The 13,292-nt window shown below is 62.5% G+C and carries 10 protein-coding genes; 7 read left to right on the top strand and 3 right to left on the bottom strand.

The window, feature by feature from the left end:
• Nucleotides 1-882 precede the first annotated feature (882 nt).
• The 4 genes from dnaA to GTW23_RS13295 all read left to right on the top strand — a co-directional run bounded on the left by dnaA (nt 883) and on the right by GTW23_RS13295 (nt 5,721).
• Nucleotides 883-2,340 (top strand): chromosomal replication initiator protein DnaA, encoded by a 1,458-nt coding sequence (gene dnaA / locus GTW23_RS13310; protein WP_152010737.1) that lies wholly within the window; start codon nt 883-885, stop codon nt 2,338-2,340.
• A gap of 218 nt (nt 2,341-2,558) precedes the next feature.
• Nucleotides 2,559-3,677 carry a DNA polymerase III subunit beta gene (dnaN, locus tag GTW23_RS13305; RefSeq protein WP_252916112.1) on the top strand — a complete coding sequence of 373 codons (1,119 nt, stop codon included), beginning with the start codon at nt 2,559-2,561 and terminating at the stop codon, nt 3,675-3,677.
• Nucleotides 3,678-3,740: 63 nt separating this feature from the next.
• Nucleotides 3,741-4,916: a DNA replication/repair protein RecF gene (gene recF, locus GTW23_RS13300; RefSeq protein WP_252916111.1), complete on the top strand. Its 1,176-nt coding sequence runs from the start codon at nt 3,741-3,743 to the stop codon at nt 4,914-4,916.
• 43 nt (nt 4,917-4,959) lie between these two features.
• Nucleotides 4,960-5,721 carry a molybdopterin-synthase adenylyltransferase MoeB gene (locus GTW23_RS13295; RefSeq protein WP_252916110.1) on the top strand — a complete coding sequence of 254 codons (762 nt, stop codon included), beginning with the start codon at nt 4,960-4,962 and terminating at the stop codon, nt 5,719-5,721.
• A gap of 104 nt (nt 5,722-5,825) precedes the next feature.
• Here the strand turns inward: GTW23_RS13295 and GTW23_RS13290 are convergent, their stop codons facing one another.
• Nucleotides 5,826-6,830 (bottom strand): 2-hydroxyacid dehydrogenase, encoded by a 1,005-nt coding sequence (locus GTW23_RS13290; protein ID WP_152010741.1) that lies wholly within the window; start codon nt 6,828-6,830, stop codon nt 5,826-5,828.
• A 280-nt stretch (nt 6,831-7,110) separates the two neighbouring features.
• Between GTW23_RS13290 and GTW23_RS13285 the strand changes: the two genes are divergently transcribed.
• Both GTW23_RS13285 and GTW23_RS13280 read left to right on the top strand, forming a co-directional pair.
• Nucleotides 7,111-7,674: an SH3 domain-containing protein gene (locus tag GTW23_RS13285; RefSeq protein ID WP_252916109.1), complete on the top strand. Its 564-nt coding sequence runs from the start codon at nt 7,111-7,113 to the stop codon at nt 7,672-7,674.
• 331 nt (nt 7,675-8,005) lie between these two features.
• The gene (locus GTW23_RS13280) at nt 8,006-9,946 is read left to right on the top strand and encodes a bifunctional metallophosphatase/5'-nucleotidase (protein ID WP_252916108.1); all 1,941 of its coding nucleotides are present in this window, start codon (nt 8,006-8,008) and stop codon (nt 9,944-9,946) included.
• A gap of 81 nt (nt 9,947-10,027) precedes the next feature.
• Here the strand turns inward: GTW23_RS13280 and ilvD are convergent, their stop codons facing one another.
• A complete protein-coding gene (ilvD, locus tag GTW23_RS13275; RefSeq protein WP_152010744.1) occupies nt 10,028-11,860 on the bottom strand; it encodes a dihydroxy-acid dehydratase in 1,833 nt (610 codons plus the stop codon).
• 184 nt (nt 11,861-12,044) lie between these two features.
• Nucleotides 12,045-12,476, bottom strand: a complete 432-nt coding sequence (gene irrA, locus GTW23_RS13270) for an iron response transcriptional regulator IrrA (protein WP_152010745.1) — start codon at nt 12,474-12,476, stop codon at nt 12,045-12,047.
• Nucleotides 12,477-12,710: 234 nt separating this feature from the next.
• Between irrA and fabA the strand changes: the two genes are divergently transcribed.
• A complete protein-coding gene (gene fabA, locus GTW23_RS13265; protein ID WP_252916107.1) occupies nt 12,711-13,226 on the top strand; it encodes a 3-hydroxyacyl-[acyl-carrier-protein] dehydratase FabA in 516 nt (171 codons plus the stop codon).
• Nucleotides 13,227-13,292 lie beyond the last annotated feature (66 nt).

Here is a 13,292-nt window from a genome sequence, read left to right as displayed (position 1 = left end):
AAATTTTGTTTGTCGACTAAAGGCCCGGTTCGTCCGGGCCTTTTTCGTTGTCCTACAATGACTTGCGCCAGCGCTGCCCGAGAGCCCGGCAAAGACCTGTCATGCACCTGTCATCGTGACATCGAATTTTCTTTAAAAACAATTACTTGCCAGAGGTACCGGATTCGGCTGGTGATAACGAAACCGGAATCACCGCTTATCCTGTCAAGCCCCGAAATTTTGTATCCAAGACTTCCTGACGCCCTCAAAAATGAATGAGCCGGTGAAAAGGCAATGAATCCAATCGCCTGTTCCCGAGGCTCTCGAGAAGCTTTTTTCAACCTTTGCGAGTCAATCCCTAAAGTGTGAATGAAACGTAAATATCCTGCTTGATCTGACCAACCCATCCTGCCTAAATACTCCTCGACAAGGGGCATGGAGCCGGGCGGCTCCGAGGATAGTTTGGCTTATTTCAGGTAACCTTTTCCAGCCTGCCTTTTGTTGCGCGGCGGTTTTTGCCGGGCAAACCCAAAATAAAACCATCGGTTGCACTGGCTGAGCTATCAGCCATGCGGTGGCGCTTTAACTCTGTCGAAACAGGTGTTTCGGCGGAACGATGAAGATGTGTCCAGGATCGCGATACGAGGTCGGCGATCTGGACGGGACAAAAGGAGCGACGAAGGCGGGGGGCCCGCAGCATCAAATGGACATGACGATCGGGACACTGTCCGAGCCGGACCATGATGGTCGGGACGGCTTACCTAAATGTGGCAACAGGGAAATACAGCGGCGATGCAAACACAAATCACACCAGCGCTTAGGGCGGCACAATGGAGCGCACAGGAAACCGACGCCCAACCGCTTGGCGAGAATGTTTGCCCGACGACTGACAAAGGGGCGGACATGAACAAGAATACCAAGACCTTTGATCGGGTCATGGCGCGATTGAAAGCGCAGGTCGGGCCGGAGGTCTTCACAAGCTGGTTCGGGCGGCTCAAGCTGCAATCAGCCTCCAAGAGCGTGGTGAGGCTGTCAGTGCCGACCGCATTTCTCAAATCCTGGATCAACAACAAGTATCTCGAGCAGATCAGCGCGCTGTTCAGCGAGGAAGATGCGGACATCCTGAAGGTCGAGATCGTCGTGCGATCGGCGACCCGGGCCAGCCGCCAGGTACCCGAAACCGACACCGATGCGGCCGCAAATTCATCCGCCGTCCAGCCGGCACCGGCTCAAGCGCGCAAGGACCTTCATCTTTCGGTCAAGGGCGCGGGGGCGCATCTTTCGACCTTTCCAAAGGGGCCACAGGCCGCCAACACGGTGATCGGTTCGCCGCTCGACCCGCGCTACACCTTTGAGAGCTATGTCGAAGGCTCTTCCAACAGGGTGGCTCTGGCGGCAGCCAAGACCATCGCCGAAGCGGGCACCGGCGCGGTGCGGTTCAACCCGCTCTTCATCCATTCCAATGTGGGCCTGGGCAAGACCCATCTCCTGCAGGCGATTGCCGCGGCAGCCAGCCGGCATGCCCGCAATCCACGGGTGGTCTATCTGACCGCCGAATATTTCATGTGGCGCTTCGCCACGGCGATCCGCGACAATGATGCGCTGTCGTTCAAGGAATCGCTGCGCAATATCGATCTGCTGGTGATCGATGACATGCAGTTCCTGCAGGGCAAGTCGATCCAGCACGAGTTCTGCCATCTGCTCAACATGCTGCTCGATTCCGCCCGCCAGGTCGTGGTCGCCGCCGACCGCGCGCCGTGGGAGCTGGAATCGCTTGATCCGCGTGTTCGCTCGCGGCTGCAGGGCGGCGTCGCCATCGAGATCGAGGCCCCTGACTTTGACATGCGCCTGGAAATGCTGCGCCAGCGGCTGGCGATTGCCCAGATCGATGACGGCACGCTTGATATCGGCGAGGACATTCTCGCCCATGTCGCCCAGAACATCACCTCAAGCGGCCGCGAGCTGGAAGGCGCGTTCAACCAACTCCTGTTCCGCCGCAGCTTCGAGCCCAACCTGACGCTGGAGCGGGTTGACCAGTTGCTTGGCCACCTTGTCAATGCGGGTGAGCCCAAGCGGGTGCGCATCGAGGACATCCAGCGGGTGGTTTCGCGGCACTACAATGTCTCGCGGCAGGAGCTGGTGTCGGATCGCCGCACGCGGGTGATCGTCAAGCCGCGACAGATCGCCATGTACCTGGCCAAGACGATGACCCCGCGGTCGTTTCCCGAGATCGGGCGGAGATTCGGCGGACGCGACCACACCACGGTGCTGCATGCGGTGCGCAAGATCGAAGAGCTGATCAACTCGGACACCAAGCTCGGCCACGAGATCGAACTGCTCAAGCGGCTGATCATCGAATAGGGCGCAATTGCCGGTGCTTATCCCCAGAATCCCGGTCCGGGCCGAAAGGTCCGGGCCGGTTTTTGTTGCAATTCGGGGGCATAATCTGCCATTTTGTCCGCCCGGCCTGGGCGCTCCATGCGCCTTTCCATGGCCTCGACCGGACAAAGCCGGACAAGACAGAATTTGAAAGGCCGGCGCGGCCAAGCGCGGGCCCCCAGCCAAACGGTAGTCAAACCATGCGTGTCACCCTCGAGCGTTCCAACCTCCTCAAGTCGCTGAACCATGTTCATCGCGTGGTCGAGCGGCGCAACACCATTCCGATCCTGTCGAATGTGCTGCTCAAGGCCGAAGGTGCAACGCTTGACATGAAGGCGACCGACCTCGACCTGGAGATCACCGAGGCGACACCGGCGATGATCGAGCAGGCGGGCGCCACCACGGTGCCGGCGCATCTGCTCTATGACATCGTGCGCAAGCTCTCCGACGGCTCCGAGGTGCTGCTGTCGACCGATGCCGACGGCACGTCCATGACCGTGGCGTCCGGCCGCTCGAAATTCTCACTGCAGTGTCTGCCGGAATCGGATTTTCCGGATCTGACCGCGGGTGCCTTCACCCATACGTTCAGATTGCCCGCAACGCAGCTGAAGATGCTTATTGACCGGACCCAGTTTGCGATCTCGACCGAGGAGACCCGGTACTATCTCAACGGCATCTTCGTCCATTCGATCGAGAGCGAGGGCGCGTTGAAGCTGAGAGCCGTTGCCACTGACGGTCACCGCCTGGCGCGCGCCGACGTCGACGCACCCTCCGGCTCCGAAGGCATGCCGGGCATCATCATTCCGCGCAAGACCGTGGGCGAACTGCAGAAGCTGGTCGACAATCCGGATGTCACCGTCACGGTCGAGCTGTCGGATGCAAAAATCCGCTTTACCATCGGCTCGGTGGTGCTGACCTCGAAACTGATCGACGGCACCTTCCCCGATTACCAGCGGGTGATCCCGACCGGCAACGACAAGGAACTGACCGTCGATTGCCAGAGCTTTGCCCAGGCCGTCGACCGGGTTTCGACGATCTCCTCGGAGCGCGGACGCGCGGTCAAGCTGGCGATTGCCGACGGGCAGCTGACGCTGACGGTGAACAATCCGGATTCGGGCAGCGCGACGGAAGAACTCGCTGTCGGCTATGATCGCGATCCGCTGGAAATCGGCTTCAACGCCAAGTATCTGCTGGACATCACCAACCAGCTGTCGGGTTCGGATGCGGTGTTCATGCTGGCTGATCCCGGCTCCCCGACGCTGGTGCGCGACACCGCAGGCGACGATGCGCTCTACGTGCTGATGCCTATGCGGGTGTAGAGGGCGCTGCCCTCACGCACCGAAACGGGCTGCCGGCCGGAACACGGCTGAGCGGGGAGTTGCATGGCCGCCAGGGTGCATATCGAAAAACTCAAACTCACCGGGTTCCGCAACTATGCGAACCTGTCGCTCACTCTCGACGAGCGCCATGTGGTGCTTACGGGCGACAATGGTGCGGGCAAGACCAATCTCATGGAAGCGGTGTCGCTGCTTACCCCCGGCCGGGGCATGCGGCGAGCCCCCTATGGCGACCTGATCAGATCTGGACCGAGGCCTGATCCTGGGGCCGGAACGGAGCCAGCAACCGGTTTCAGCATTTTTGCCAGCCTGGAAGGCATGGCCGGCGCGACCGACATCGGCACCGGCGTGGACGGCGGCGAGGAAGGCGGATCGCGCCGGGTGCGGATCAACGGTGCGCCGGCACGGACCACCGACGAGCTTCTCGACCATCTCAGGCTGTTGTGGCTTACCCCGGCGATGGACGGGCTGTTTACCGGATCAGCCGGCGACCGGCGGCGGTTTCTGGACCGGCTGGTGCTGTCGGTGGACCCGGCTCATGGCGGCCGGGCGCTGAACTATGAACGGGCCATGCGCAGCCGCAACCGGCTGTTGTCGGAAGGGCGGGCGGATCCTGCCTGGCTCGACGGGCTGGAAGCGCAGATGGCCGAACTCGGGGTCGCGATGGCGATGGCGCGCAACGAGGTGGTGAGCCTGCTTTCCGATCTGATCGAAAGCCATGCCGGGCACAGCGTGTTTCCCGCCGCGACGGTGCGGCTGGAAGGCTTTCTCGAAGACGAGGCGCTGGCATCGGCGAGCGACATGGAGGCTGCCTTCGCGCAGATGCTGGAAAGCGGCAGGCGGCGGGATGCGGCGGCCGGGCGGACATTGTCGGGGCCGCACCGCTCCGACCTGATCGTGCATCACCGCGCCAAGGCGATGCCGGCGGCGCTGTCCTCGACCGGGGAGCAGAAGGCGCTCTTGATCGGGATCGTGCTGGGGCATGCGCAGCTGGTGCGGGCCATGACCGGGCATGCGCCGATCCTTCTGCTCGACGAGATCGCCGCGCATCTTGACGAAGGCCGCCGGGCGGCGTTGTTTGATCTGATCGAGGCGCTCGATTGCCAGGCCTTCATGACCGGAACCGATGTCTCGATGTTTGCAAGCCTTGGGTCGCGGGGACAGATCTTCCTGGTGGCGGATGGCCAGGTGACGCCGCACGTGGACGCCGCTGCCGGTTGAGGCCTACGACAGATTGATGCCCGGGGGCATCCGGAGAGCAGACATGGACAGTTCACATCTCGATCCCGACGAAGTGGCGCGCTACGCAAGGCACATCGTGCTTGCGGAAATCGGCGGCGCCGGCCAGCAGCGGCTGAAGGCGGCGCGGGTGCTGGTGATCGGCGCCGGCGGGCTGGGCTCTCCGGTGCTGAGCTACCTGGCAGCCGCCGGCGTCGGACTGCTGGGCGTGATCGACGATGACGAGGTGTCGCTGTCCAACCTGCAACGCCAGATCCTGCACGACACGGCCAGTGTCGGCATGGCCAAGACCGAGAGTGCCGCCCGGTCGCTTGCCCGCCTCAACCCGCACACGCGGGTGGTGACCCACCAGACGCGCCTGACGGCGGACAATGCGGTGGATGTGCTGACCGCCTATGACATGGTGGTGGACGGGTCGGACAATTTCGACACGAGGTACCTGCTGGCGGACACCTGCGAGACGCTGAAGATCCCGCTGGTGACCGCCGCTGTCGGGCGCTTCGACGGATCGCTCACGGTGCTCACACCCTATGAGAAGAATGCCGAGGGCAAGCTATGCCCAGGCTACCGGGACCTGTTTCCCGAACCGCCGCCGCCTGGGCTGGTGCCCTCCTGCGCCGAAGCGGGCGTCGTGGGCGCGCTCACCGGCGTGATCGGTACGCTGCAGGCAATGGAGGTGATCAAGCTGATCACCGGCGCGGGCGAACCGCTCATCGGACGATTGCTGCTCTATGACGGGCTTGCAGCGAGCTTCCAGACCATCCGCTACGGGCGGCGGAAAGGCTAGGCACGGGACAGTTTCCTCTTGCCCGCGCTCACGGTGAAACCGAACCCAGCAATTGAGGGGTAAAGGTAAACTGTCCCCGAACTTCTGAACTCCGAACTCCGGCCTCAGTTTCTCAGCGGCAGCACGCGGTCGGGCGGGCGGTGGCCGTCGAAGAAGGTGCGGATGTTGATGATCACCTTGTCGCCCATGTCGATGCGGCCTTCGATGGTGGCCGAGCCCATGTGCGGCAGAAGCACCACCTTGCCTTCCGAAGCAAGCTTGAGCAGCCGCTTGTCGACCGCGGGTTCGTGTTCGAACACATCGAGCCCGGCACCGGAAAGGCGGCCGTCGCGCAGCGCCTGGATCAGCGCATCCTCGTCGATGATGCCGCCGCGGGCGGTGTTCACAATGTAAGCGCCAGGTTTCATAAGCTCTAGCCGACGGCTGGAAAGCAGATGGAACGTGGCGGGCGTCGAAGGGCAGTTGACCGAGACGATGTCGACGCGCGCCAGCATCTGGTCGAGGCTGTCCCAGTAGGTGGCCTCAAGCTGATCCTCGGTGGCCGGGTCGACACGGCGGCGGTTGTGATAATGGATCGACAGGCCGAAGGCCCTGGCGCGGCGGGCAACGGCAGTGCCGATGCGTCCCATGCCGATGATGCCGAGCCGCTTGCCGCCGATGCGGTGGCCGAGCATCCAGGTCGGCGACCAGCCCTTCCAGCTGCCATTGGCGCCGATGATGACATTGGCGCCCTCGGTCAGCCGCCGCGGCACGGCAAGCATCAGCGCCATGGTCATGTCGGCGGTGTCATCTGAGAGCACGTTCGGGGTGTTGGTGACGGTGATGCCCTTCTTCTGCGCGGCCTCGACATCGATGTTGTCGACGCCATTGCCGAAATTGGCGATCAGCTTCATCTGCGGACCGGCCTGTTCGATCAGCGCGGCATCGATCCGGTCGGTGACGGTGGGCACCAGAACATCGGCGGATCGCATGGCGGCAACAAGTTCGGGCTGGGTGCGTGGGTCGTCATTGATATTGAGCTCGGCGTCAAACAGTTCGCGCATGCGTGTTTCAACCGCATCCGGCAGACGGCGGGTGATATAGACCTTCGGTTTTTTCTTGTTGGGCATCTTATTCAGGTCCAGCGTTGAGAGCTTCTTAACCAAACTCGGCGACATTGATTTCAGCGTTACGCTTTTTCTAACAGACCCTCCGGCGATGACAATCCAAAGCGCCGGGATTGCTGTTTAAAAAAGCGTCACAGGCTCACAACCGGCCACAGGCGGCGCTCCCCGAGCTCGACGCCAGGGCCCGTCCAACGCCCGCCGGGACGGCGGCACAAGCGAGCCTGGAACCAGAACTGCAGCGGCGCCGCCCCTCCCCGGCGCCCCAACCCAAAAGGTGTGAGTCATGCGTCGCCTTTCCCTTTTTTCCGCAACCTGCCTGGCGCTTGCGGGCCTGGCGATCAGCCCGATGCTCGGGTCCGGAACAACCGCAGGCTTTGCGGCTCATGCGCAGGCGGCGACGAAAGGCCCCAGCGGCCTGCCGCTGCCGCGCTTTGTCAGCCTCAAGGCCAAGCGGGTCAATCTGCGCATCGGCCCGGGCCGGGACTACGCGGTGGCCTGGCTCTACACCCGCTCCGGGGTGCCGATGGAAGTGATCCAGGAATACGACAACTGGCGCCGGGTGCGCGACGCCGAAGGCACCGAGGGCTGGGTCTACCAGTCCCTGCTGTCAGGCGAGCGCACGGCGATGACCGCGCCCTGGAAGAAGGGCGAGGCCACGGATGACTTCATCAACATGCACCGTGAAGCCCGCACCAATGCCGATGTGGTCGCCCGTCTCGAACCTGGCGTGGTGGTTTCGGTGAAGACCTGCAACGGCGACTGGTGCGAGGCCGAAGCCGAGGGAACCAGCGGCTGGGTCGCGCAGAGCGAGATCTGGGGCGCCTATCCGGGCGAAGCCTTCAAATAGGCCCGGATCGGACCCTCGCAGCGTTATCGCAGCGGATGATTTCGAACTCTGTGGAAAACGGGTCATCGCACTGTTGATGTGACTTACCGGTCTTTCGGGGCTTATGCAGGCCAACTTCCCGGCGCGCATCGCCAACCACCACATGTCGGATGCGATGCAATGTCCCCTGCCGCTCCAGCGCGCGTCATCGGGACTTCATAAACACATGACAAGGCCTCCGCGGGGATATGTTTCCTCTCCGCAGCTACAGGAGGTCATTGTGACTCTTGCAAACATTCAATTTTCACGTCGTAATCTTTTAAAATCCGGCGCCGTCGTCGGCCTGACAGCCATGTCGCCATTCCTAACGTTTCGCTCTGGCGCCGCCGCTGAGGGCGAATTGCAGATGGTTGCCGCCACGCCGAATCCGAACGGCGCTTTCGAGCGGCTGTTCCTGCTCAAGGGCGATCCGTTTTCCGGCCCCATCAGCACCATCATCACGGCCGAAGGCAACCCCGTTCCGCAGTCGTCCATGGCCGCCGGCGAACGCCGGGTTCTGCGGCTGATGCATTTCAATGACCTGCACAATCACCTCACCGACACCCATGGGAAAAAAGGCGACACGCACCGGCTGTCGCAGATGGTCAAGACGGTTCGCGAAACCAAGGCCGCGGCAGCAGACAACGAAGCCGTGCTGTTCATTTCCGGCGGCGACGACCACACCGGCTCGGTGTTCGACGAATTGCTGGGCTGGTCGCCGGAGGGCTTTGTCGCCGATCCCGCCTATCGCAGCTATTCAGCGGCAGGTCTCGACATTGCGGTGCTCGGTAATCACGAGTTCGACCGTGGCTGCGAAGTGTTGAAGACGGGTCTCGCAGATGCGACTTTCCCGGTGTTGTCGGCCAATGTCCATGGTTCGAAATTCATGGCCATGAACAAGGATTATTCCTGTGCGGCGATTGCCGAAGCCAAGGGCATGCGCATCGGATTCATCGGCCTGACAACAGCGGTCGATACACGGGTCGGTCAGGAGTCCGATTCGGATCTGGCGGTTTCCAGTCCGGTGGAGGCCGTCCGCAATCTGCTGCCGGCTGTGGCCTCAATCTGCGATGTCGTCGTCATCCTGTCGCATTGCGGCTACGGCTCCGGCAATCACATGAGCGGCAAGGCGGCGACCAACCGGATGATCGGCGAAGGCGATTTCGACATCGCTGCCGCTGCGGCTCCGCTGACCGACAAGCCGATCGTGCTGATCGGCGGCCATTCGCACACGCGTCTGAATGCCGAAGGCATCGACCTCGACAACATGATCGAGGGCGTGCTTTTGACCCAGGCCGAAGCCAACGGAGCCTATCTCGGCGAGATCGCGATGTCGATCGCCGCCGACCAGGGCCGCAAGGACTGGTTCTCCTCGGTCAGCCTTCACAAGGTGAAATCGCGCGATGACCGTGTGGCCGCCGACGATCCGAAGTATGCCGACCTCGAGCATGACGGCGATTATGACGCCGAGTTCGAGACGGCGCATATTGCGCCGCTGCTTGCAGCACTGGACGAGAAGCTGACGGAAATCATCGGCACCGTCGAGGACGGAGAGCTGGTATCAACCGAACGCACCATCGCCGATCGCTACATCCGCGAATGCGCCATTGCCAATTTCATGAATGACGCCCTTGTCGAGCGCTCGGCGACCTTTGCCAATGGCAGGATCGACATCGCCATGTTCAACGCCACAGGCCTCGCCTCGGGCATCGCCGAGGGACCTCTGACATTCAAGCAGTGGTTCGACGTCATGCCCTATGCCGACAATGTCCACGTGGCGACCATGAGCGGGGCTCAGATCCAGGAGATGCTGGACAACAATGCCAAGCGCATCCTGCGGCCTGAGGAACTGACGAGCAGCGACATCAAGCTCGACAGCTTCGTTTCCCGCGGCTTCCTGCATTTCTCCAAGGGCGTGCGCTATCGCATCGATTACGGCAGTTCGGCACAGGAGGCCCGGGCGGTCGAGGTCGAAATCAACGGCCAGCCACTCGCCGAGCAGATGGACAAGAGCTTCACCGTCGCCTTCAACACCTATATCTCGCTGGGTGGCTTTGGCGAATCGTGGAACGGCAAGCCGATCGGCGGCGGTGTCGCGGGCGATCTTCCAAGCATGGACCTGCGCCAGCTCACCTATCTGCACACCGGCCTGGTTTACCGCAACGAGATCATCGCCTTCATCCGCGATGCCGGCGTCGTCTCGCCCCAGACGGGCGTGGTGCTCGACGGACGGCTGCAGGCCGCGGCCGCCTGAGGCAGGGCTTGGCGGGCCGGCATGGCCGGCCCGCGGAATGTTTCAGCATCGGTCGTCGGCACATGGCCGGTTGCGCACAGCTCAGAGAATGCGAACGGCGCCCTTGGAGGCGCTGCTGGTCATTGAGGCATAGGCTTTCAGCGCGGTCGAGACGGCACGCTTGCGCGGCTTTTCGGGCTGCCAGCCTTCGGCTTCGCGCCGGGCGCGGCGTTCAGCCAAAGTTGCCTCGTCGACAGCCAGGTGGATGGAGCGTGCGGGGATATCGATCTCGATGATGTCGCCGGTCTCGACCAGGCCGATGGTGCCGCCCTCGGCGGCTTCGGGCGAGACGTGGCCGATCGACAGGCCCGAAGATCCACCGGAAAAGCGGCCATCTGTGACCAGGGCGCAAGCCTTGCCCAGCCCCTTGGATTTCAGGTAGCTGGTCGGGTAGAGCATTTCCTGCATGCCGGGTCCGCCGCGCGGCCCCTCGTAGCGGATCAGCACCACTTCGCCGGGCTTGACCTTGCCGGTCAGGATGTCCGAGACCGCATCGTCCTGGCTTTCGAAGATCTTCGCAGGCCCGGAGAATTTGAGGATCGATTCATCGACGCCGGCGGTTTTGACGATACAGCCATCCTCGGCGAGATTGCCGAACAGCACGGCAAGGCCGCCATCCTGCGAAAACGCATGCTCGGCGCTGCGGATCACGCCGCCTGTACGGTCGATGTCGACACTGTTGTAGCGGCGGGACTGCGAGAAGGCGGTCTGGGTGGGAACGCCGCCGGGAGCCGCGCGGTAGAAATCATGCACCACTTCGTCGGAAGACTGCACGATGTCCCATTTTGCCAGAGCGTCGGCCATGGTCTTTTCATGAATGGTGCCAACGGACGTGTCGAGCAGCCCGGCCCGGTCCAGCTCACCGAGGATCGCCATGATGCCGCCGGCGCGGTGGACATCCTCCATGTGCACATCGCTCTTGGCAGGGGCGACCTTGCACAGCACCGGCACCTTGCGCGACAGCCGGTCGATGTCGGCCATGGTGAAATCGACCTCGCCCTCATGGGCGATGGCGAGCAGATGCAGCACCGTGTTGGTGGAGCCGCCCATGGCGATGTCCAGCGTCATGGCATTTTCGAACGCGGCGAAGGAGGCGATCGAACGCGGCAGCACGCCGGCGTCGTCGCCGTCGTAATACTGCTTGGCGAGACCAACGATGGTGCGGCCGGCCTCGCGGAACAGCCGTTCGCGGTCGGCATGGGTTGCAAGCGTCGAGCCGTTCCCGGGCAGCGCAAGACCCATGGCCTCGGCGAGACAGTTCATGGAGTTGGCGGTGAACATGCCCGAGCAGGAGCCGCAGGTCGGACAGGCCGACCGTTCGATGGCGGCAACATCGGCGTCGCTGATGCTGTCATCGGCAGCTGCAACCATGGCATCGACCAGGTCGAGCGCCTTCTCGGTGCCATCCTCGAGGATGACCTTGCCGGCTTCCATGGGGCCGCCGGAGACGAAGATCACCGGGATGTTGAGCCGCATCGCCGCCATCAGCATGCCGGGCGTGATCTTGTCGCAGTTGGAAATGCAGACCATGGCGTCGGCGCAATGGGCGTTGACCATGTATTCGACGGAATCGGCGATGAGTTCGCGCGAGGGCAGTGAATAGAGCATGCCGTCATGGCCCATGGCGATGCCGTCATCGACGGCGATGGTGTTGAATTCCTTGGCGACGCCGCCGGCTTTTTCGATCTCGCCGGCGACAAGCTGGCCGAGGTCCTTGAGATGGACGTGGCCGGGCACGAACTGGGTGAACGAGTTGACCACCGCGATGATCGGCTTGCCGAAGTCACTGTCCGCCATGCCCGTCGCCCGCCACAGGCCGCGGGCGCCCGCCATGTTGCGGCCATGGGTGGATGTTCTCGAACGATAGGGCGGCATGTGTTTTCCTCTCGGCTCCCAAAACGAAGACCGTCATGCGCGCAAGAGCCTGACGGGACTGACACGCTAGTAATGGGAAATTGCCCACTTTTCCAGAGCGATCGACGCAGATCGCTCATGGTGTTGTCAACGAGAGGCTCGGCGGGCTTGAAAAGGGTGTGGCCGGAGGCTGTCCGGCCGTGCGTCAGCGCTTGGGACGGACTCGGATGACCACATCGACATGGGTGATTTCCATGCCTTCGGGCGCCTCGGGCAGGTCGGAAACCGAAATGTTGCCCACCGGAATATCGAGCACATCATTGGAGCCCTCGACCACGAAGTGATGGTGGTCGGAGACATTGGTGTCGAAATAGGTCTTGGCGGTTTCGAGCGACAGTACCCTGAGCAGACCAGCCTCGGTGAACTGGTGCAGAGTATTGTAGACCGTGGCCAGCGAGCACGGCACCCCGACGCCGACAGCCTCTTCATGAAGCTCCTCGGCTGTCAGATGGCGATCCCCCTTGGCAAACAGCAGGTCGGCCAGCGCCACGCGCTGGCGTGTTGGGCGAAGCCCTGCCCCGCGCAGGCGCAGAGCCGATTCGCGCTCGGAGGATTTTGATCCGTGTGCACCAGGCATGCTTGATGGCGTCCGATCGATAGATTTCATAGGTTTCATATATCTTTTGTGGGCATTGCTTTCAATAGATCTCTGAAATCCACTTTCCGCCTGCCCCCCCTTTCACTTGAATGGCTCATCCGGTATTCGGGGGTGCCGTGCCCGGTGGCTTCGCCAGGGCACTGGCCTGTGCTAGTTTGCACACCACGAATTGAAGCCGCGCGGAGAGACGGCGAACGAGGAGACGCTTTTTTCATGGTCGACAGGCAATCGAGCTACACATATGACGAGATCCTGAAATGTGCGGAAGGCGAGCTCTTCGGACCCGGCAACGCCCAGCTGCCGCTGCCGCCGATGCTGATGGTGCACCGGATCACCGATATCTCGGAAACCGGCGGTGCATTCGACAAGGGTTATCTGCGCGCCGAGTTCGACATCACCCCCGATCTCTGGTTCTTCCCGTGTCACTTCAAGGGCAACCCGGTGATGCCCGGCTGCCTTGGCCTTGACGGCATGTGGCAGCTGACCGGCTTCTATCTGGGCTGGCTTGGCGAACAGGGCCGCGGCATGGCGCTGTCGACCGGCGAGGTCAAATTCAAAGGCATGGTGACGCCGACGGTCAAGAAGCTCGAATACGGCATCGACTTCAAGCGCGTGATGCGCGGCCGGCTGGTGCTCGGTATCGCCGACGGCTGGCTCAAGGCGGATGGCGAGACGATCTACAACGCCAGCGATCTGAAGGTCGGCCTTGCTAAGGACAAAACTGCCTGACACTCCCGCTCAAGGCGCGCGATTACGGCGCCGGGAAATTTCAGGACCCTCTACAAGAAAGGGCAG

The sequence above is a fragment of the Parahoeflea alexandrii genome (assembly GCF_024105735.1).
Lineage (GTDB): Bacteria > Pseudomonadota > Alphaproteobacteria > Rhizobiales > Rhizobiaceae > Hoeflea > Hoeflea alexandrii.
Note: the sequence above shows the minus strand (reverse complement) of the source record. Positions and strands in the feature narration are given on the sequence as shown.

Excerpts from the sequence above, each read along its gene's own strand:
- dnaA (WP_152010737.1), top strand. The coding sequence starts at position 883 with ATGAACAAGAATACCAAGACCTTTGATCGGGTCATGGCGCGATTGAAA.
- dnaN (WP_252916112.1), top strand. The coding sequence starts at position 2,559 with ATGCGTGTCACCCTCGAGCGTTCCAACCTCCTCAAGTCGCTGAACCAT.
- recF (WP_252916111.1), top strand. The coding sequence starts at position 3,741 with ATGGCCGCCAGGGTGCATATCGAAAAACTCAAACTCACCGGGTTCCGC.
- GTW23_RS13295 (WP_252916110.1), top strand. The coding sequence starts at position 4,960 with ATGGACAGTTCACATCTCGATCCCGACGAAGTGGCGCGCTACGCAAGG.
- GTW23_RS13290 (WP_152010741.1), bottom strand. The coding sequence starts at position 6,830 with ATGCCCAACAAGAAAAAACCGAAGGTCTATATCACCCGCCGTCTGCCG.
- GTW23_RS13285 (WP_252916109.1), top strand. The coding sequence starts at position 7,111 with ATGCGTCGCCTTTCCCTTTTTTCCGCAACCTGCCTGGCGCTTGCGGGC.
- GTW23_RS13280 (WP_252916108.1), top strand. The coding sequence starts at position 8,006 with ATGTCGCCATTCCTAACGTTTCGCTCTGGCGCCGCCGCTGAGGGCGAA.
- ilvD (WP_152010744.1), bottom strand. The coding sequence starts at position 11,860 with ATGCCGCCCTATCGTTCGAGAACATCCACCCATGGCCGCAACATGGCG.
- irrA (WP_152010745.1), bottom strand. The coding sequence starts at position 12,476 with ATGCCTGGTGCACACGGATCAAAATCCTCCGAGCGCGAATCGGCTCTG.
- fabA (WP_252916107.1), top strand. The coding sequence starts at position 12,711 with ATGGTCGACAGGCAATCGAGCTACACATATGACGAGATCCTGAAATGT.